The sequence below is a fragment of the Ensifer sp. SL37 genome (assembly GCF_026672675.1).
Lineage (GTDB): Bacteria > Pseudomonadota > Alphaproteobacteria > Rhizobiales > Rhizobiaceae > Ensifer > Ensifer adhaerens.
This window is the reverse complement of sequence record NZ_JAPPRN010000006.1, coordinates 1013581-1032132: the sequence shown is the minus strand read 5'-3', so window position 1 is coordinate 1032132 and position 18552 is coordinate 1013581. Positions and strand designations below refer to the sequence as shown.

The 18552-nt window shown below is 62.4% G+C and carries 18 protein-coding genes and 1 tRNA gene; 8 read left to right on the top strand and 11 right to left on the bottom strand.

The window, feature by feature from the left end; all coding sequences use genetic code 11:
- Window positions 1-100 precede the first annotated feature (100 nt).
- The gene (gene bchE, locus OVA00_RS17125) at window positions 101-1630 is read left to right on the top strand and encodes a magnesium-protoporphyrin IX monomethyl ester anaerobic oxidative cyclase (protein WP_268089367.1); all 1530 of its coding nucleotides are present in this window, start codon (window positions 101-103) and stop codon (window positions 1628-1630) included.
- Window positions 1631-1694: 64 nt separating this feature from the next.
- On the opposite strand, the gene argB is transcribed toward bchE, so the two are convergent.
- Window positions 1695-2582 (bottom strand): acetylglutamate kinase, encoded by an 888-nt coding sequence (gene argB, locus OVA00_RS17120; RefSeq protein WP_034797321.1) that lies wholly within the window; start codon window positions 2580-2582, stop codon window positions 1695-1697.
- A 152-nt stretch (window positions 2583-2734) separates the two neighbouring features.
- On the opposite strand from argB, the gene OVA00_RS17115 reads away from it, so the two are divergent.
- From OVA00_RS17115 to msrB, 4 genes are all read left to right on the top strand, one after another.
- Window positions 2735-3274: a sigma-70 family RNA polymerase sigma factor gene (locus OVA00_RS17115; RefSeq protein ID WP_034797319.1), complete on the top strand. Its 540-nt coding sequence runs from the start codon at window positions 2735-2737 to the stop codon at window positions 3272-3274.
- Window positions 3271-3990 (top strand): anti-sigma factor, encoded by a 720-nt coding sequence (locus OVA00_RS17110; RefSeq protein WP_060607221.1) that lies wholly within the window; start codon window positions 3271-3273, stop codon window positions 3988-3990. Before OVA00_RS17115 ends, OVA00_RS17110 begins: the two co-directional genes overlap by 4 nt.
- 166 nt (window positions 3991-4156) lie before the next feature.
- Entirely contained in the window at window positions 4157-4714 is a 558-nt protein-coding gene (locus tag OVA00_RS17105; protein ID WP_268089366.1) for a fasciclin domain-containing protein, read from the top strand.
- Between the two features lie 212 nt (window positions 4715-4926).
- The gene (gene msrB / locus OVA00_RS17100; RefSeq protein ID WP_090295070.1) at window positions 4927-5418 is read left to right on the top strand and encodes a peptide-methionine (R)-S-oxide reductase MsrB; all 492 of its coding nucleotides are present in this window, start codon (window positions 4927-4929) and stop codon (window positions 5416-5418) included.
- Between the two features lie 13 nt (window positions 5419-5431).
- On the opposite strand, the gene OVA00_RS17095 is transcribed toward msrB, so the two are convergent.
- The 6 genes from OVA00_RS17095 to rpmH all read right to left on the bottom strand — a co-directional run bounded on the left by OVA00_RS17095 (window position 5432) and on the right by rpmH (window position 10260).
- Entirely contained in the window at window positions 5432-5968 is a 537-nt protein-coding gene (locus OVA00_RS17095; protein WP_034797308.1) for a DUF1269 domain-containing protein, read from the bottom strand.
- Window positions 5969-6117: 149 nt separating this feature from the next.
- Window positions 6118-6771, bottom strand: coding sequence for a ribosome biogenesis GTP-binding protein YihA/YsxC (yihA, locus tag OVA00_RS17090; RefSeq protein WP_060607324.1), 654 nt, complete (start codon window positions 6769-6771; stop codon window positions 6118-6120).
- A gap of 56 nt (window positions 6772-6827) precedes the next feature.
- Window positions 6828-7760: a DMT family transporter gene (locus OVA00_RS17085; RefSeq protein ID WP_060519820.1), complete on the bottom strand. Its 933-nt coding sequence runs from the start codon at window positions 7758-7760 to the stop codon at window positions 6828-6830.
- Window positions 7761-7919: 159 nt separating this feature from the next.
- Window positions 7920-9707 carry a membrane protein insertase YidC gene (yidC, locus tag OVA00_RS17080; protein ID WP_034797302.1) on the bottom strand — a complete coding sequence of 596 codons (1788 nt, stop codon included), beginning with the start codon at window positions 9705-9707 and terminating at the stop codon, window positions 7920-7922.
- A complete protein-coding gene (rnpA, locus tag OVA00_RS17075; RefSeq protein WP_268089365.1) occupies window positions 9707-10105 on the bottom strand; it encodes a ribonuclease P protein component in 399 nt (132 codons plus the stop codon). Before rnpA ends, yidC begins: the two co-directional genes overlap by 1 nt.
- Before the next feature lie 20 nt (window positions 10106-10125).
- Window positions 10126-10260 (bottom strand): 50S ribosomal protein L34, encoded by a 135-nt coding sequence (gene rpmH, locus OVA00_RS17070; RefSeq protein WP_060519824.1) that lies wholly within the window; start codon window positions 10258-10260, stop codon window positions 10126-10128.
- Window positions 10261-10657: 397 nt separating this feature from the next.
- On the opposite strand from rpmH, the gene OVA00_RS17065 reads away from it, so the two are divergent.
- From OVA00_RS17065 to OVA00_RS17055, 3 genes are all read left to right on the top strand, one after another.
- Complete coding sequence (locus OVA00_RS17065) at window positions 10658-12661, top strand: methyl-accepting chemotaxis protein (protein ID WP_268089364.1); 2004 nt, start codon at window positions 10658-10660, stop codon at window positions 12659-12661.
- Window positions 12662-13108: 447 nt separating this feature from the next.
- Window positions 13109-14590 carry a sensor histidine kinase gene (locus OVA00_RS17060; protein ID WP_034797295.1) on the top strand — a complete coding sequence of 494 codons (1482 nt, stop codon included), beginning with the start codon at window positions 13109-13111 and terminating at the stop codon, window positions 14588-14590.
- A gap of 321 nt (window positions 14591-14911) precedes the next feature.
- A tRNA-Arg gene (locus OVA00_RS17055) sits at window positions 14912-14988 on the top strand.
- A gap of 235 nt (window positions 14989-15223) precedes the next feature.
- Here OVA00_RS17055 and OVA00_RS17050 read toward each other — a convergent pair.
- The 4 genes from OVA00_RS17050 to OVA00_RS17035 all read right to left on the bottom strand — a co-directional run bounded on the left by OVA00_RS17050 (window position 15224) and on the right by OVA00_RS17035 (window position 18456).
- On the bottom strand, window positions 15224-15907 hold the full coding sequence (locus OVA00_RS17050) for a hypothetical protein (protein WP_268089363.1): 684 nt from the start codon (window positions 15905-15907) through the stop codon (window positions 15224-15226).
- 220 nt (window positions 15908-16127) lie between these two features.
- The gene (locus OVA00_RS17045) at window positions 16128-16505 is read right to left on the bottom strand and encodes a MerR family transcriptional regulator (protein ID WP_060607201.1); all 378 of its coding nucleotides are present in this window, start codon (window positions 16503-16505) and stop codon (window positions 16128-16130) included.
- A 492-nt stretch (window positions 16506-16997) separates the two neighbouring features.
- Window positions 16998-17429 carry a DUF1810 domain-containing protein gene (locus OVA00_RS17040; protein WP_113187521.1) on the bottom strand — a complete coding sequence of 144 codons (432 nt, stop codon included), beginning with the start codon at window positions 17427-17429 and terminating at the stop codon, window positions 16998-17000.
- A 40-nt stretch (window positions 17430-17469) separates the two neighbouring features.
- The gene (locus tag OVA00_RS17035) at window positions 17470-18456 is read right to left on the bottom strand and encodes an aldo/keto reductase (RefSeq protein WP_268089362.1); all 987 of its coding nucleotides are present in this window, start codon (window positions 18454-18456) and stop codon (window positions 17470-17472) included.
- Between the last annotated feature and the right edge of the window lie 96 nt (window positions 18457-18552).

The following is an 18552-nucleotide window of genomic DNA, read 5'->3' as shown; positions in this document are numbered from 1 at the left end:
GCGAAAACGTACGTTTTTGGCCGCAGCCTGGAGCTGTTATTTCCGCAATCTTCAGCTTTATCGTGTCTCTGGCAATTCTTTGCGACCCAAGAGGCACCGTATGAAGATTGTTCTGCTCAATCCGCCGCATACGGCCATCGGCAGCCGTATTCCCGACGATCATCTTCCGCCGCTCGGCCTGCTCGCCGTTGGCGGGCCGCTCATCGATGATGGCCACGCCGTGCGGCTCATCGATTGCGATTTCGGCCCTTTGGGCTTCGAAGAGATTGTCGCACGCGTGCTCGACGACTGCCCGGATCTTCTGCTGATCGGTCATTCGGGGTCGACGTCGGCCCACCCGACGGCCAAGCGTATTGCCAGCGATGTCAGAATGACCGCACCGTCCGTCCGGGTGATCTATGGCGGTGTGTTCCCGACCTATCATTGGCGCGAGGTTCTAAGCGAGGGCGGCGCCTTCGATTACATCGTCAGGGGAGAGGGCGAAGAGACAGTGCGACGGCTCGTGCGCGCCCTGTCATCCTTAGAACCCTTGAGCGAGGTTCCGGGCATCGCCTATCGCGATGATGACGGGGTTGCGCTCGCCACCCGTCCGACCGAGGCGATCGCCAATCTCGATGCCTACCGCATCGGCTGGGAGTTGATCGAGCATCGGCACTACAGTTATTGGGGCGGAAAACGCGCTGTCGTGCTGCAGTTTTCGAGAGGGTGCCCGCATTTGTGCAACTATTGCGGCCAGCGCGGTTTCTGGACGCGATGGCGGCACCGGGATCCGGTCGCGTTCGCTAAGGAGATCGCCCGCCTCCACCGTGAAGAGGGCGTGGAACTGATCAATCTCGCCGACGAAAACCCGACCTCGTCGCGCAAGGGCTGGCTCGCCTTCCTGAACGCCATGATCGCCGAGAACGTGCCAGTGCAGATCGTCGGCTCGACGCGGGCAGACGATATCGTGCGCGATGCCGACATATTGCGCCTCTATCGCAAGGCCGGTGTCGTGCGTTGGCTGCTCGGAATGGAAAACACTGATGACGCGACGCTGAAGCTGATCAAAAAGGGCGGGACGACCACGAGCGACCGGCAGGCAATCGCGCTCCTGCGCCAGCACGACATTCTTTCAATGGCCACCTGGGTGGTCGGCTTCGAGGAGGAACGCCTGAGCGATCTTTGGCGTGGTTTCAGGCAACTTCTTTCCTACGACCCGGACCAGATCCAGGCGCTCTACGTCACGCCGCACCGGTGGACCCCGTTCTTTGGCCTCGCCAGGGATCGCACCGTCATCGAGCCGGACATGCGCAAGTGGGATTACAAGCATCAGGTGCTGAAGATGAAGCACCTTCACCCGGTCGTGCTTTTTCTGAGCGTGAAATTGATCGAGGTCGCGATCCAGGCGCGGCCAAAGGCCCTTGCGCGCGTCCTCCTGCACCGCGACCCGCAGCAGCGCCATTCGATGCGGTGGTACACCCGCATGGGGCGCAGGGTCTGGTTTCACGAGCTCTACGAATTCGCCTTCCGCCGCCGCCATTTCGCCGCCGGGCCGTCGCTTGAGGCGTTCTGGGGAGCGCCGCAGGAGGGCGAGGAGGAATCGATGTTACCGCCCCGCAGGCGCCATCCATCGGACAGCGCGGCCGCATAAAAAATCCGGAAGCTGTGTGAGACGGCTTCCGGATCCTCGTCATGTCATTGCCGATCGGGTTGCGTCAGGGCACGATCAGCGTGCCGGCGCCGCGCTCGGTGAATATTTCGAGCAGCACCGAATGGGCCGTCTTGCCGTTGAGGATGACGACGCCCTGAACGCCCGCCTTGATTGCGTCGATGCAGGTCTCGACCTTCGGGATCATCCCGCCGGAAATCGTGCCGTCGGCGATCAGCGCGCGGGCCTGGGATACTGAGAGTTCCTTGATCAGGTTGCCCTGCTTGTCGAGCACGCCGGGAACGTCCGTCAGGAACAGCAGGCGCGTGGCGTTCAGCGCACCGGCGATGGCGCCGGCGAAGGTGTCGGCGTTGATGTTGTAGGTGTGGCCGTCACGGCCGGGCGCGACCGGCGCGATCACCGGGATCATTTCCGAGCGGGCGAGCAGGTCGATCAGCGTGCGGTCGACTTCGACCACTTCGCCGACGAAACCGAGATCGAGGACGCGCTCGATATTGCTATCCGGATCCTTGACGGTCTTGCGTGCCTTTTCGGCGAAGACCATGTTACCGTCCTTGCCGCAAAGGCCGATCGCCCATTCACCCGTCTGGTTGATGAGCGCGACGATCTCCTTGTTGATCGAGCCGGCGAGCACCATCTCGACGATCTCGACCGTCTTTTCGTCGGTGACGCGCAGGCCGCCTTCGAACTTCGATTCGATGCCCATCTTCGTCAGCATGGCGCCGATCTGCGGGCCGCCGCCATGCACGACGATCGGGTTGACGCCCGACTGCTTCAAAAGCGCGATGTCGCTTGCAAAAGCGCGACCGAGCTCGCTGTTACCCATGGCGTGGCCGCCATATTTGACGACGATCGTCTTGTTCTCGTAGCGCTGCATGTAGGGCAGGGCCTGGGTGAGCAGGCGTGCCTGGATTTCACTTTCATTGGCGGACATGGCGGACCCTCGAAAAATACCGGCTGCTGTTTAGCGCAAGTTCCGGATCGATGGAATGATCGGAGAGCAACATAAAGGCCGAATGACGATATGGCTGGTTCAAAGTGAACTGCGCCCTATCTCTGGAGAGATGAGGCTTCGGGGCGCGTTCTATGATCGATGAGGATATAGCCGGCCTGCTTGGCCGCGTTTCGCTCGGCGATCGCGACGCCTTCGCCGAACTGTATCGGCAGACCAGTCCGAAACTCTTCGGCATCTGCCTGCGTATTCTTGGCAATCGGGGCGAGGCGGAAGAAGCGCTGCAGGAAATCTACGTCAAGATTTGGCAGCGGGCTGGCCGGTTTTCGCAAGGACAGGCGGCTGCGGGTTCCTGGCTGGCGGCAATAGCGCGTAATCAGGCCATCGACTTCATCCGGGCGCGCAAACCGGCTGCCAATGTGATTGACGAAGCCTACGATTTGGCTGATCCTGCTGCCGATCCGGAAAAGTTGGCAGTCGTGAGAGCAGAAGGCAGGCGGATCGACGCGTGCATGGAGGAGCTTGAAGAAGACCGCGCGGAAGCGGTGCGGCGCGCCTACGTCGAAGGCCTGAGCTACCAGGAACTGGCTGACGTCTTCGCGGTGCCGCTGAACACTATGCGGACTTGGTTGAGGCGCAGTCTCCTGAAGTTGCGAGAGTGTATGGAGCGATGACGACACCAACCCCAGAGGGCCGGGACTTTCGCCGCGACGAGGTGATCGCGGGCGAGTATGTGCTCGGCGTGTTGTCTGCCGACGATCGCCGCAAGGTCGAGGCCCGGCTTGCTTCCGATCGCAACTTTGCCGCCATGGTCGACCGCTGGCAGAGCAACCTTTCCTCCTTCGACGACGCCTATGATCCGGTGGTGCCCCCACCCAGGACGTTCTCCGCGATCGAACGGCAGCTTTTCGATACGTTGCGGTCGGAACCTGTACGGTCCCGCGGGCTCTGGCACTCGCTGGCACTCTGGCGAGGATTGGCGCTTGCCTCGTTCGCCGCGCTGCTGGTGATGGGCGCCTCCATGGCCGGCCTGTTCGAGACGCGGTCGACCGGTGCCTCGCTTGTTGCCGAACTCTCGGGGAAAGGCAGCGCCATCGATCTCGTCGCCCGCTTCGACCGGGCATCGGGCCGCTTGCAGGTAACGCCGGTGGCCGCCAGCCAGGCGGAACAGAAATCCCTCGAACTTTGGCTGATCAACGGCAGCAATCCGGCAATCTCGCTCGGTGTCCTGCCGCAGACCGGGGAGGGCGAAATCGCCGTGCCGTCGACCTTCCGCTCGCGGATCTCCGCCGGCTCGGTTCTTGCCGTCAGCGTCGAGCCGCTCGGCGGTTCGCCGACCGGCGTGGCCACCGGACCGATCATCGCGCTCGGCAAGGCGCGAAACCTCTGAGCGCGTAATCTCGATAAATACCCTTATTTATCAATCGACTAACTTTCCTGAAAATTCCTGAAACTCTTTCTCCCGTCCTTCCGTTGCTTGTCTTGTTCCCCCACAGGGAACGGCAGCTTCGGCGGGCGGCCCATGCGCCGCCTCCCTCAACAGGAAGGAAGAGAAGATGTTCACGTCTGCCATCCGCTTGGTCGCAACAGCGTCCGTCCTCGCAGCAAGTGCCTTCGTCGCCCATGCCGAAAATCCGATGGTCGGCGGCGCGCCGATGTATGCGGAGAAAAACATCGTCGAGAACGCCGTTAATTCCAAGGATCACACCACGCTGGTCGCCGCGGTCAAGGCAGCCGGGCTGGTGAAGACGCTGGAGGGCAAGGGGCCGTTCACGGTCTTTGCGCCGACGAATGCCGCCTTTGACGCACTGCCGGCCGGTACCGTCGACACGCTTCTGAAGCCGGAGAACAAGGACAAGCTCGCCAAGGTCCTGACCTGCCATGTCGTTGCCGCCGACGCGATGTCGGCGGCCATTGCCGAGATGATCAAGAAGGACGGCGGCGAGCATGACGTCAAAACGGTCGGCGGCTGCGTGCTGAAAGCCAGGGAAGACGGCGGCAAGCTGATGCTGACCGATGAAACCGGCGGTATGGCGACGGTAACGATCGCCGACGTCAAGCAGTCGAACGGCGTCATCCATGTGATCGACAAGGTGCTCCTGCCGAAAGGCTGAGTTCGGCGGCGCCTGGCCGCTGCCGGCGGCCTGGCGCTTACCATAGGTCGTATCACCGATGGCCTTTCACCGCGTCACGATGCTTTGAACGGCATTGTTTTGCAGCGGGTGTGTCCGGGCGGTATCGTCTATCGCGACATCCGACAAATCGACAACGTACAGCGCTCCGCGCGAATGATCGTGACGCGCTTTAGGCCAAGTGGGAGGTTAGCATGATCAGCCGGCGCGTCTTCCTGATGGCAGGCACGGCATTGGCCGCAGCATTCGCGTTGCGCGGGCTCACGCCGCTTGCATGGGCAGCGGGAATCGAGCCCTTCGAGGTCGTCAAATCTGATGCCGAATGGCGGGCAGCCCTCACCGACGACCAGTACCGGATCCTTCGGCACGAGGACACGGAGCGCCCCTTTACAAGCGCGCTTAACCACGAGAAGCGCAAGGGCACCTTCCAATGCGCCGGTTGTGCATTGCCGCTCTATTCGTCCGAGGCGAAGTATGACAGTGGCACGGGCTGGCCGAGCTTCTGGCAATCGCTCCCCAATTCCGTGGCGACACGGGAAGACAATTCGCTGCTCATGACCCGTACGGAATGCCATTGCCGCCGTTGCGGCGGCCACCTCGGTCACATCTTCGACGATGGCCCGCCACCGACCGGCAAGCGCCATTGCATCAATGGCCTGGCGCTCGCCTTCGTGCTGTCTCGATAAGCCAGCCGGACGATTAGGCGCCGGCGGGCGGTGCAGCCGCTGTTGTGCCGGAGAGCGCTGCCTGCAGCTTCTGCTCCTGTTCGGGCGAAAGCGACGTTTTCAGCACGCGGCCGCGCAGGTCGGGGAATTCGGCGAGAACCTTTTCCGGCTGAACCTTGCGCACCAGGATGAACAGAGCGGAGGAATTGTTCGGGATGGTGTTGCCGAGCGACTTGATGAATTCGTCGTCGATACCGTAGTCGCTGAGCGAGCCCGAGAGGGCGCCGGCACCCGCTCCGAGCGCACCGCCGATTGCAAAGCCTGCCAGCGGATTGAGGAACAGGAGGCCGACCAGGCCGCCCCAGAGCGAGCCGGAGAGCAGGCCCGAGGTGGCGCCGACGGCGGTCAGGTTGAGGCTCTGCTTGAGGTGGACCTTGCCTTCGGTGTCGCGCACGACGACCACCGCATCCTCGAGGTCGATCAGATATTCCTTCTTCAGCCCGGCGAGCCGGACCAGAACCCTGTCAGCCTCCTCGGGGGAATCGAACCCGACAACGATCAAATCGGACATGTCTCACTCCTATCTCTGGCCGCGCCACCGTTCTGGACGCAACGCAGAGATAGAGCGGATTGCATGTCGGGGTAGTGACAGAGATCAAAGACATCGATTTCGCATGGGCGGGTGCTTGCAGCGCGATGCCGGACGCCCTGAAGCCCCCCTTAGCGCGCGATCGCGATGCCGATTGCCGCCCGCAGCTCGTCGAGCCCTTCGCCCTTCTCCGAGGAAGTCGCAAGGACTTCCGGGAAGGCGGCGGGATGCTTCTTGATCTTTTCGAGCGTCTCGGCGATCAGCCGCGGCACGCCGGCGGCCTTGATCTTGTCGGTCTTGGTCAGCACGAGCTGATAGGAGACGGCTGCCTTGTCGAGCAGGTCGAGCACCTCGTCGTCGTTCTTCTTGATGCCGTGGCGGCTGTCGATCAGCACGTAGACGCGCTTCAGAGTCGAGCGGCCGCGCAGGTAGTCGAAGACCAGTTTTGTCCAGGCATCGACCTGTTCCTTCGGCGCCTGGGCATAGCCGTAGCCGGGCATGTCGACGAGCGCCATCGGCGGCAGGTCGTCGGCCTCGCCGGAAAATCCATCCGGTACGAAGTAGTTGAGTTCCTGCGTGCGGCCGGGGGTGTTGGAGGTTCTTGCCAGACCCTTGTGGCCGACCAGCGCGTTGATCAACGACGACTTGCCGACGTTCGAGCGACCGGCAAAGGCAATCTCGGCCGGTCCTTCCGGCGGCAGGAATTTCATGGCGGGGACGCCGCGAATGAAAATCCACGGCCGGCCGAACAACGGCTTGTCGTCTTTGGGTCTGGTATCGGCCATCGGCGGTCGGTCCTTCATCGAGAAAGTCCTTGGCTTCGAGGTTTTGGCCGTGGATGTCAAGGCGTCGGCGTGCGGACCGGCCGTGTGGGGATGGTTTGCGTCCGCCGGAATTCGTTGAGCAGGTAGGCCAGCAACGCCAGAAGAATGAAGGTGCCGCCGACGATCGTCCGGCTGCTCGGCACCTCGCCATGGATGATCGCGACCCAGAGCGGCCCCAGCACGGTTTCCGCCGTCCCGAGCAGCGCGGCCAGCGCCGAGGGCACCAGCCGGGCACCGGTCACGAAGAGCGCCATGCCAAGCCCGAGGTTGAAGGCGCCGAAGACGAAGAGCAGCGCGAGCTCGCCTCCAGTCACCGCCAGGCCCGAGGACTGACTGGCGGCAATGCCGCTTGCGGCAAAGCAGCCGAAGCAGGTCGCCGGCGTCATGCGCACATGCGGGTATCGGCGGGTAATGACGGTTGCCAGCGCGAAGACGACGGGGATCAGCAGCGCCAGCGCATCGCCGACCGGTGACATTGTTCCCGTCAGGCTTTCCGAGACCATGATCCCGACGCCGAAGATGACGGCGGTGATCGCGCCCCAGGTGAAGCGCGAGACCCGCTCGCGAAACAGCACCCAGCTCATCAGCGCCGCAAACAGCGGCACCCCGGCGCCGAGCAGAACGACATTGGCGATCGTCGTGTAGGAGATCGCAATGATGAAGGAGGTCGAGGCGATGGTGAAACAGAGCCCGACGGCGATGCCCGGCCAGCCCATGCCCTTGAACAGGGCCACCGTGCCGCGCGGTCCGTCACGCACCAGCATGAAGGCGAGCAGGAACAGGCCGGCAAACAGGCAGCGCCAGAAGACGATCGTCCAGCTGTCGGAAATGTGCAGGAACCGCGCAATCGCGCCGCCAAAGCTCCAGAAGAAGGCCGAGCCGAAGACGAGCAGGGCGCCAAGCTTCTCGCTGGCGGCGAACGGGGCGGAGGTGGCCGACGGATCGGTCATGACAAATTGTCCTGGAGCAGGGGCGCGCTGATTTCAATAACGCCAGATGCCCGGACCGCACGTCCGCGTCAACGCCATCCGCGTGTCGCGCCGCGGCGTGGAAACAAAAAAAGCCCCGGACCGAAGTCCGGGGCTCTGCGATTGTGCTACCGGCTGGCGTCATTCCGCCGGTTTGGGCTTCTTCGAGAACAGGCCCTTGAGATTGTCGAAGAGCTCGATCTTCACGCCCTGGCGCTTCATGATGATCGACTGCTGCAGCACCGAAAGCGTGTTGTTCCAGGCCCAGTAGATCACGAGACCGGCCGGGAAGGAGGCCAGCATGAAGGTGAAGACCACGGGCATCCAGGTGAACAGCATCGCCTGGGTCGGATCCGGCGGCGTCGGGTTCATGCGCATCTGCACGAACATGGTAACGCCCATGATCAGCGGCCAGACGCCGAGGTGCAGGAAGGCCGGACCGTCGAACGGCAAGAGGCCGAAGAGGTTGACGATCGTCGTCGGATCCGGCGCCGAAAGGTCGTGGATCCAGCCGAAGAACGGCGCGTGGCGCATCTCGATGGTGATGTAGATCACCTTGTAGAGCGCGAAGAACACCGGGATCTGGATGAGGATCGGCCAGCAGCCGGCCAGCGGGTTGATCTTCTCTTCCTTGTAGAGCTGCATCATCGCCTGCTGCAGCCCCATGCGGTCGTCGCCGAACTTCTTCTTCAGTTCCTCCATCTTCGGCTGAACCTTCTTCATGTTCGCCATCGATGCGTACTGCTTGTTGGCAAGCGGGAAGAACAGACCCTTGACGACGATCGTGGTAATCAGGATCGCGATGCCGAAGTTGCCGAACAGACGGAAGAAGAAATCCATCATTTTGAACATCGGCTTGGTGATGAAGTAGAACCAGCCCCAGTCGATCAGCTTGTCGAAGTTGGGGATCGAGTAGGCCACTTCATAGTTGTCGACGACAGGAACTTCCTTGGCGCCGGCAAACACGAGGTTCTTGATTTCCGAGGACTGACCGGGCGCGACCGTGATCGCGTCGCTCTTGTAGTCGCTCTGGTAGCGCGCGCGACCGTCGGTGAAGTGCGTGAAGCGCGTGTCGTAGGGGGTTGCCTGCGGCGGAACGATCGCCGCTGCCCAGTACTTGTCAGTAATGCCGAGCCAGCCGCCGGTTGCCTTGCCCGGCTCGACCGACTTTTCGTCCTCGATCTTGCCGTACTTCAGTTCCTGCAGGCCATGCTCGCCGAGCACGCCGATGAAGCCTTCATGAAGTACGTAGACGCTCGGCGTCGTCGGCTTGTTGAAGCGGGTCACGCGGCCGTAGGAGGAAAGGCTGAGCGGCTCGGCTGCACCGTTCTTGATGCTGTCGACCACCTGGAACATGTAATGTTCGTCAACCGAGATGGTGCGGTTGAAGGTGATGCCCTTCTCGTTGGTGAAGGTCAGCGTCACCGGGGTCGCCGCGGTCAGCTTGTCGCCGCCCGAAAGCGTCCAGACGGTCTGCGGGCCGGGCACGGTGCCGGTTGCGTCGCTGCCGACATAGCCAATTTCGGCGAAGTAGCCGTCGACCGTTTCGGCCGGGCTGAAGAGGGTGATGACCGGGCTCTTCGGATCGACCGTCTCGCGGTATTCCTTGAGCTTCAGGTCGTCGAAGCGGGCACCGGTCAGGTTGATGGAGCCGGAAAGCGCCGGCGTGTCGATCGCAACGCGGGCCGATTTGGCAATCGCCTGGTCGCGGTTTTCACCGGCGCCCGGGATCGCGCCGCCGCCCGGCAGAGCCTGGCCCGGCGTCGCTTGAGTCGGCGTTGCCGACTGCGATTGCGCCTGCTGGGCCTGCAGCGCTTCCGCAGCGATGCGTTCCTTTTCCATCTTCGGATTGACGTAAAGGAACTGCCAGGCAATGAGGATCAGCACGGACAGGCCAATCGCCACGAAATAGTTGCGGTTTTTTTCCATCATAGTTTCCTGGAACCGGCCGGCGGCCGCTTCTGTTTCGGCTTGTTTTCGATGCGCTCGTGAAGGCCCCGGGTCAAGGCGTCGAAGGGAGCATTCAGGAGTTCGCGTCGGGCGACAATCACATAGTCGTGTCCGGGTTTCATTGCAAACCCGGCGGAAAGCCGCACCGCCTCTTTCAGGCGTCGGCGCATCCGGTTTCGCTCGACGGCATTGCCGTGTTTCTTGGTGACGGTGAAGCCGACGCGGGCTTCGCCTTCCGGATCGTTGCGGTCGAGCACTTCGAGGAGAAACAAGGGGCCTCTGCGACCTTCTCCTGCCCGAACGGCCAAAAACTGCGGACGGCTTTTCAGCCGCCCGACAGTCGTTTTGTCTTTATCTGACGTCGTGTGCCCGGACACTGGTTTCGGGCAACTTCGGCTTAAGCCGAAAGACGCTTGCGGCCACGGGCCCGGCGGGCCGAGAGGACCTTCTGGCCACCCTTGGTAGCCATACGCGAACGGAAGCCGTGGCGACGCTTGCGGACAAGCTTGGACGGTTGGTAGGTACGCTTCATTTATTTAATACCGCGGTGTGCGGCCCTTCTTGGGTTTGCGTGTAGCAAGGAGCGTTTACGTTATCGGACATGGCTCCGCCATTTCGGGCAGGAGGGCTTGACCGGACGTGCGCGGCTTATAAGGGGAATTTTCCCGGAAAGTCAATTGCGGGCGGCGATTCAGTGGCGACAGCACCGCAAAAAGCGCCGGCGCACCCGCCAAAGGCGATCCGTCGGGCCGCGAAAAGGAAGGCCAACTAGCCGAGATTGGTAAATGGAGCCCTAACTGGATCTCCCCAGAATGCCGGTCGAGGGCGACGGGCTTTATTAACCACGCCTATTTTAGGGTCCCTCCGGTGCATATGGGGCGGCGGCATGTCCGATAATCGGAAGCTCTCGTCACTCCGTGGAGGTCGGGATGAAAATACGCGGTAAGATCAATCTAATCGTCGGCATCATGAGCGTGCTGGCGGTTGCGGTGACCGGCATGTCGCTGGTTGCTGTCAGTAAATACAACGAAAAGTTCCACCAGTACGAGAACGTGGCGAAGCGCGCCTTCTACGCGGAACGCCTCAATCGTCTGGTGACCGCGGTCGTCATGGAATCGCGTGGCATCTATGCCGCCCCGACCATCGAGAAGGCCAAGCCCTTTGCCGAGGGCATTCGCAAGAATCTCGACAAGATCGACACGCTGCTCGCCGATTGGCGCCCGCTGATCCCCGCCGACACCAAAGCGTCCTTCGACACGCTGGTCGCCCGCGCCGCGGAATTCAGGACCTTCCGCGTCGAGACGGCGCGGCTTGGCGAAGAAGTTTCACCGCAGGCTGGCAACGAGCAGGGCAATACCGACGCCAATCGCGCCAACCGCAAGGCGTTCCAGGAGCAGATCGACGGCGTCGTCGACATCAACCTGAAGACGCTTGAAGTCGTGACGGCTGACGTTGCCACCTTCGAGCGCAGCGTGATCATCACGATTCTTGCTATCGCCGGCCTTGGCCTCATCGCCGGCATTGGAGCGGCCTTCTACATCGCTACGAACCATTTGAGCCGTCCGATCCTCGAGTTGACCGGCAAGATGAAGCAACTGGCTGGCGGCGATCTCACCGCGGACGTGCCCTTCGTGGGCCGCAAGGACGAGATCGGCGAAATGGCAGAAGCCGTTCAGGTCTTCAAGCAGAACGGCCTGGCCGTACGCGACCTCAACGCGCAGGAAGCGGTACTGCGTGAAAAGAGCGCCGACCTGCAGTCGAGCATCGGCGTCGTTGTTGCGGCCGCTGCCGCCGGTGATTTCACCAAGCGCATAGGCAAGGACTACGAGAACGACGACCTCAACCGCTTTGCTGGCAGCGTCAACGAGCTGGTCGGCAGCGTCGATGCCGGTATCGCCGAAACCCGCCGAGTGATTGCGAGCCTTGCGGCCGGCGACCTGACCCAGAGCATGAACGGCCATTATCAGGGTGCCTTCGCCGAGCTGCAGAAGAACGTCAACGAAACCCTTTCCACGCTGCAAAAGACGCTGCGCGAGGTCCGTGTGACCACCGACTCGATCAACGGCAATTCGTCCGAGCTGCGTTCGGCCGCCGACGATCTGTCAAAGCGGACGGAGCAGCAGGCCGCAGCCCTTGAGGAAACGTCTGCAGCGCTCGACCAGATCACGGTTGCGGTCAAGAGCTCCACCGAGCGGGCGCAGGAAGCGACCGTCATGGTCAACGAAGCCAAGCACAGTGCCGCGCAGTCGGCGGCCGTCGTGCGCAACGCCGTCGACGCCATGGGCCGCATCGAGCAGGCCTCGAGCGAAATCGGTCAGATCACCAACGTGATCGACGAAATCGCCTTCCAGACCAACCTGCTGGCGCTGAACGCCGGCGTCGAGGCAGCCCGTGCCGGCGATGCGGGCAAGGGCTTCGCGGTCGTCGCACAGGAAGTGCGTGAGCTCGCCCAGCGTGCCGCAAGTGCCGCCAAGGACATCAAGTCGCTGATCTCGAAGTCGGGCAGCGAAGTGGCAACCGGCGTCCGCCTGGTACAGGAGACCGGTTCGGCACTTGGCGAGATCGAGGAACGGGTCCTGAAAATCAACGACCACATCCACTCGATCGCGACGGCCGCGCGCGAACAGTCGACGGGCCTCAGCGAAGTCAGCACTGCCGTCAACCAGATGGACCAGGTGACCCAGCAGAACGCCGCCATGGTGGAAGAGGCGAATGCCGCAACCCACAAGCTCTCCGGCGAAGCCAACAATCTCGCGAGCCTGATCGCCTACTTCAAGGTCGACAATGTTGCCGTCCGGCCGATCGCCGTGGCTCGGGAGACGGCCCAGCCGGTCGCATCGCCCGCCCGCCGCATGATGGGCAACGTCGCCCGCGCGTTTGGCGGCGGCGGCTCCGCTGCGGCGGTTGCCAAGGACGATTGGGAAGAGTTCTGATCGGCGAATTGCCTTGCCAAGTGATTGGAGCCCGCGGTGCCATAAGGTGGTGCCGCGGGCTTTCTGTTTCGTGAGCCTTCCAGACTTGCCCTCGATCAGGCCGCACGGCTGTCCTTGTCGTCCGCAAGGCTCGCCACTCGAACTGTTCCCTGGGTGACTTACACCGATGCCAATTCTGTGCAGGTAGGTCGAGCCGAGGCGGCGGCGCGCCGAAATTTGCTTCGGCGATGCAAGGGGAGAAAAATGGGCGGGACGCGATCCTTTGTCATGATCGACGGCACGAGACGAAGAGACAGCCGCGCCTATGCCGCACCCTCTAAGGTCCGTCTGCGATTGGAAAAACGGCGGCCATCTCCTATTATGCGCCCCAGGCGCGATGCCCCATGGCCCGGATGTTCATACGGGGTCCCAGGCGTTTTGGTTGACGGGCAGGAAAGTTTGTAAGGCATGGCGGAAGAAACACGTCCGGCGATGGCAGGCGAGGCATTGAGAACCAGTGCCGGGTTTTTCCGCGGCCTATCCGGCAAGCTGCTGCTCTTGACCATTGTCTTCGTCATGCTGGCGGAAGTGCTGATCTTCGCGCCGTCGGTTGCCACCATGCGCATTCGCTGGCTCGAGGATCGGCTGAATACGGCAGCCGCTGCTGCCGTCGTCGTCGATGGTCTGCAGAATGTCGAACTGCCGCGCAGCGTCCAGAAGGACACGCTGATGGCGACCGGCACGAAGGCGATCGTCATCCGGCGCAAAGACGCCTCGCGCATGATCGCGCTCACCGACATGCCGCTTGAGATCCAGGGCGAGTACGACGTCGCCAATTCCACAGCCGTTGCAGCCATCCGCGATGCTTTCGATACGCTGCTCTTCGGCGGCGACCGCGTGATCCGCGTCTATGGGCCGCTCGGCGAAAGCGATGCGACGATCGAGCTCCTGATGAAGGATGCGAGCCTGCGCAAGGCCATGCTCGTCTACTCGCGCAACGTCTTTGTCCTGTCGTTGATCATTTCGCTGATCACCGCGGCGCTGATCTTCCTGGCCATCAACCGCATGCTGATTGCGCCGATCCGGCGCATGACGGCCAACATGCAGGAGTTTTCCAACGATCCGGCCGATCCGGCCCGCGTGCTCGTGCCGCCGCAGGGGCACGACGAACTCGCCGTCGCCGGGCAGCATCTCGCCAGCATGCAGCGCGAGCTGCAAAAGACGCTGAAGCAGCAGAAGAGCCTGGCCGAACTCGGGCTCGCCGTGTCGAAGATCAACCACGACATGCGCAACATCCTGTCCTCGGCGCAGTTGATTTCCGACCGCCTGGCCGACGTGGACGACCCGGTGGTCAAGCGCTTCGCGCCGACCCTGCTGCGCACCATCGACCGCGCCGTCGGCTACACCCGCGAGGTCCTGTCCTACGGTCGCACGACCGAGGCCGAGCCGCATCGACGCTTCGTTGCGCTGAAACCGCTGGTCTCCGATGTCGCCGAATTGCTGGCGATCGATCCGCAATCCGGCATCGATTTCCAGATCCAGATGCAGGACGACCTCGAGGTCGACGCCGACAGCGAGCAGCTCTTCCGGGTGGTGCACAACATCTGCCGCAACGCCGTGCAGGCGCTGACCAATCACGAGCCGGAGGATGGCCGCCCACGCACCGTTGCCGTTTCCGCCATGCGCATCGGCAGCGTCGTCACCATTTCCGTGGATGATACCGGGCCCGGCATGCCGCCCAAGGCGCGGGAAAACCTGTTCGCCGCTTTCCGCGGCTCGGCGCGCTCCGGAGGCACGGGGCTTGGGCTGGCGATCGCGCGCGAACTGGTGTTGGCCCATGGCGGCACGATCGCGCTCGTCGAAAAGCCGACGCCGGGCACGCTGTTTCGCATCGAGCTGCCCGACCGGCCGGTGCCGCTCGACGCCTTCCGTTCGAAGTTCCGCCATTAGCGCCGCACATTCACCCTCTTGAGTGTCGAGCCGGAACCGTTGGTGATTCCATATTTGGGCGGGGTCTGACCGACCACCGCGCGCGGCTCGTCTGGCGCATGGGCGGCGGAGGTGGCACCCTTCAATTATTTTTCGCAGCCAGGTCCTGCGGCGGCACCCCTTGCTTTCCAGCGGGTTCAGCGCCGGCGCGGTTGCCTCGGTCCACAGCAAAGCGGGCGTGCCGTCGTAAAAATGAAATTTTTTACAGAACGGCGCTTGCAATCCCCGAAAGGACCCTTTAGAGAACCGCTCACGCAAGCGGTTCGACCGCTTCAGGCAAAAGCACCCGTAGCTCAGCTGGATAGAGCACCAGACTACGAATCTGGGGGTCAGGAGTTCGAATCTCTTCGGGTGCGCCATTCTTTTCAAAGGCATAGATGATGTCTAGATCCGGTTCTTCCGGATCGCCACCTGGGTCGCGCGTCGCGACCTTGCGTTTCGCGACGCGCCTCTCACATCCTTCAAGTGTCTTCGTTTGCAGCGTTCCGCGGGCCAGGCTTGCGGCTGGTGAATCGCGGTGCCGCTCCTTCATTGGATCCGAATCGAGCAGTCAGCGGCCCTGAGGGTTCGCGTTCCCTCAATCCGGTAGACCGATCAGGACTGGCCCAGGCTGTAGCCCTTCTCGACGAGCCAGGCATCGTGAAGCCACTTTTCCGTTCCGCGGCGTCCGGGAAAGCTGATCCAGTGAATGTCGCGCTCGAAGACCATGACCTTGCGGTCCGCGCCGACGATGACCCACATCCAGAGGCCGTCGGCCTGGTTGCGCATCTTGACCTTCATGCCCGTGAGGGTCAGGTCCTCGGTGCGTCCCTTGCGGGTAACCCGTAGCGGCTCGTCATGCGGGTCGATCCAGCTGATCCTCATTCCCGGCAGAAGGTCCGGCGCCGCTTCACGCAGGAAGTCCATGGCGATTGCCTGCGCTTCCTCGCGTGTCGGCAACGGGTGGCGGACTAGGTCCAGATCGATCCGGGCAAAACCCTTGAGGCGGCCGTCGTCGGCGATGACGGTGCTGAAGTGCTCGCCGCCGAGGGCGGCATTGCGTCCGTCGGCGCGCTCGTAGCGGACGAGTTCCGCAGCTTCACCATCGACGACGGCGGTTCGGCGGCCTGCCTCGCGGTAACCGGCGGGCATGAAGGCGCCGATGGTGGCGGCTGCGGGGTGGGCACTGCCGGTCGCGGCTGGCGTTGCCTTGGTCTCTGCCTGGGCCATGTTTGCGGTTGCCGTGACGGCGACAAGGCCGAGGGCGGCAAGGGCCGCGAGAGGGCATCTATGCGGCATGTCCAGAGCTCCTTTTGTCTGGTTTTGGGGGGGGGCGGAAGGTGGTCATGAGATCGAGCCCTGCGATCGCGGATCGCCAAGGAGAGCGCTCAAGAAGCTGACGTTGCCGACAACGGAAGCGGAGTCGGCGCGGGCCGAGCCAGTAGGGCAAGTGAACCCACTAGCGTAACCTGACGTCAAGTGTAGATTATGCATGTGCCAAATCCCATTCGTGCTGCGCTTACTTTTGCCGCGCCTCGGAGATCAGCCCGTGCATGCGGGCGATGTTGTTTTCGAGGTCCCGTTTGAATGTCGAGAGCTCGTCGAGTTGGGCATTCGTCTTGTCGAGTTGGGCTTGCAGGATTTCCAGCACGCGCTCCTTTCCCCGGATGCCGCTTGCATCCTCGAAATAGAGGTCGATGACAGCGGCGATCTCGTCGAGGCTGAGACCGAGACGTTTCAGCGCCGCGATCTTCTCCAGTCGTTTCGCGGCGGTCTCGTCATAGTAGCGGTAGCCGGCCCCTTCGCGCTCGGCCGGCTTCACCAGGCCCAGCCGCTCGTAGTAATGGATCGTGCGGTGGCTCACGCCGGCCCGTTCCGACAGTTCCCCAATTTGCATGAGCGACGACAATCCGGCACCTATCTAAACCTGACGTTGGGTGTAGATTTAGAAGGCAATCTGCCATTCGTCAATGGTTGTCGTGCCGCTTGTTTCGCGCGCGTCAGCGGGAGCTCCGGCAACGCTGACCCTCGAAAGGATTAGGAGACAATAATATATGTTAGTATATAATGATTTACACTGCGCGCGCGCGGTGTCGCGGCGGCAATGGGCCGGGCTGCAACGATCAAGAATCCGATCACGAAAGCGCGGGCGGGTTCACGATCTTTTGACGCCGAAGTGTGAAAATCGGTCCCTCGGCTTCCTATATGAAGGAGGAAGGGGCCGCTGAAGAAAGGAGGTGCCGATGTATCGCTATATGATGAAAGAACTGCTGGTGATTGTTGCTGGCCTTTCGGTTTGTGCCTTCACGATCCTGTTCTTCCTGATCCATTCGACGCCCAACCTCTGACGGTCGCCGAAACGCGCATCTTGAGCGCTTGAACGCCGGCATCAATGCCGTTGCGCCAGGATTTCCATAGTGCGCCGATCCTTCTCTCCCGCGAAATAGCGCGCAAGCGCCGCTCCGAACGGCCCCCCGTCTTTCTCGACCTCGCCAAACAGGGTCATCGATGACCGGAACTTCATGTCATCGGGGCTGGAGAAAATGTCGTGGGCCGATCTGCCCGTAACCGCATTGGTCCGCTCGGTGCATTCGCGCAGCCTGGGGCCGAGCACCGGATGGGCGAGATAGGCCGACGCTTCGCCGAGCCCGGATATCGCATAGCGCTCTGCCATTGCCGAATGGCCAAGGCCAGCAAGCTGCGGAAAGACGAACCACATCCAGTGCGTTCGCTTTTGGCCGTGCGCGAGTTCATCGAGGACCGCGGCATAGACGCGGTCCTGTGCGGTGACGAACCGCTGCAGATCGAAGGGATCGCTCATGTCGCTGCCCCCCTTGGTCGCCCCGTCGGTGAGGCGTCAGTTACCAGCGATCATGAACATGAACCTTCACCAGCCGCGCGTAAACCGCGGCAATCGCCGCCTTGGTCTCGTCGTCGATGGCGGCAAGCGCGCTGGCAGCGGCGTTGGATTGCGCCTGAGCCTCATTGCGGGCGCCCGGGATTACCACGGAGACCGCCTGCTGCTCGAGGATCCAGCGGAGCGCAAACTGCGCCATCGGCACGCCCTCGGGCACCAGCGGGCGAAGCTGCTCGACGGCTTCCAGCGCCGCCTCGAACGGCACACCGGCAAAAGTCTCGCCGACATCGAAGGCTTCGCCATGGCGGTTGAAGTTGCGGTGGTCGTCGGCTGCGAATGCGGTATCCTTGCTGATCTTGCCGGAAAGCAGCCCCGAGGCGAGCGGCACGCGCACGATGACGCCAGCATTCTTTTTCTGCGCTTCCGCGAAGAACAGCTCGTGCGGACGCTGGCGGAAGATGTTGTAGATGATCTGCACGGTCGCAACGCCGGGATATTCGATCGCCTTCAGCGCTTCCTCTACTTTTTCGACCGAGACGCCATAGTGGCGGATCTTGCCCTTGGCAACGAGCCGGTCGAGCGCGCCGAACAGTTCCGGCCGATAGTAGACCTCGGTCGGCGGGCAATGCAGCTGCACCAGATCGAGCATCTCGACGCCGAGATTTGAAAGGCTGCGGTCAATGAAGGCCTCGATGTTTTCGCCGGTATAGCCTTCGGTAACATGCGGGCTCAGCCGGCGGCCGGCTTTGGTTGCGACGAAGGGCTTGTCGCCCCCGCGCTCCTTCAACACCGCTGCAATGATCTTTTCGGAGCGGCCGTCGCCATAGACATCGGCGGTGTCAACGAAGGTGACGCCAGCATCGAGCGCGGCATTGAGCGCGCGCTTGCCGTCTGCCTCGCTGACATCGCCCCAGGAGCCGCCAATTTGCCAGGCGCCGAAGCCGATTTCGGATATGGTTGCGCCGGTCTTGCCAAGAACTCTCGTCTTCATCGTGCTGTCTCCTGTTTGTGCGTCGCGGATCATACGCTGGCTGGGGCGCTTCTAATATGACTGTTCGGATCGAGTAAATTAGCGCGGGATGTGGCG

Coding starts and splice junctions, on each gene's coding strand:
- rpmH (WP_060519824.1), bottom strand. CDS start 10,260: ATGAAGCGTACCTACCAACCGTCCAAGCTTGTCCGCAAGCGTCGCCAC.
- OVA00_RS17035 (WP_268089362.1), bottom strand. CDS start 18,456: ATGAAGACGAGAGTTCTTGGCAAGACCGGCGCAACCATATCCGAAATC.
- OVA00_RS17095 (WP_034797308.1), bottom strand. CDS start 5,968: ATGTCCGATTTGATCGTTGTCGGGTTCGATTCCCCCGAGGAGGCTGAC.
- OVA00_RS17040 (WP_113187521.1), bottom strand. CDS start 17,429: ATGAGCGATCCCTTCGATCTGCAGCGGTTCGTCACCGCACAGGACCGC.
- bchE (WP_268089367.1), top strand. CDS start 101: ATGAAGATTGTTCTGCTCAATCCGCCGCATACGGCCATCGGCAGCCGT.
- OVA00_RS17105 (WP_268089366.1), top strand. CDS start 4,157: ATGTTCACGTCTGCCATCCGCTTGGTCGCAACAGCGTCCGTCCTCGCA.
- OVA00_RS17110 (WP_060607221.1), top strand. CDS start 3,271: ATGACGACACCAACCCCAGAGGGCCGGGACTTTCGCCGCGACGAGGTG.
- argB (WP_034797321.1), bottom strand. CDS start 2,582: ATGTCCGCCAATGAAAGTGAAATCCAGGCACGCCTGCTCACCCAGGCC.
- OVA00_RS17085 (WP_060519820.1), bottom strand. CDS start 7,760: ATGACCGATCCGTCGGCCACCTCCGCCCCGTTCGCCGCCAGCGAGAAG.
- msrB (WP_090295070.1), top strand. CDS start 4,927: ATGATCAGCCGGCGCGTCTTCCTGATGGCAGGCACGGCATTGGCCGCA.
- yidC (WP_034797302.1), bottom strand. CDS start 9,707: ATGGAAAAAAACCGCAACTATTTCGTGGCGATTGGCCTGTCCGTGCTG.
- OVA00_RS17065 (WP_268089364.1), top strand. CDS start 10,658: ATGAAAATACGCGGTAAGATCAATCTAATCGTCGGCATCATGAGCGTG.
- OVA00_RS17045 (WP_060607201.1), bottom strand. CDS start 16,505: ATGCAAATTGGGGAACTGTCGGAACGGGCCGGCGTGAGCCACCGCACG.
- OVA00_RS17060 (WP_034797295.1), top strand. CDS start 13,109: ATGGCGGAAGAAACACGTCCGGCGATGGCAGGCGAGGCATTGAGAACC.
- yihA (WP_060607324.1), bottom strand. CDS start 6,771: ATGGCCGATACCAGACCCAAAGACGACAAGCCGTTGTTCGGCCGGCCG.
- OVA00_RS17050 (WP_268089363.1), bottom strand. CDS start 15,907: ATGCCGCATAGATGCCCTCTCGCGGCCCTTGCCGCCCTCGGCCTTGTC.
- OVA00_RS17115 (WP_034797319.1), top strand. CDS start 2,735: ATGATCGATGAGGATATAGCCGGCCTGCTTGGCCGCGTTTCGCTCGGC.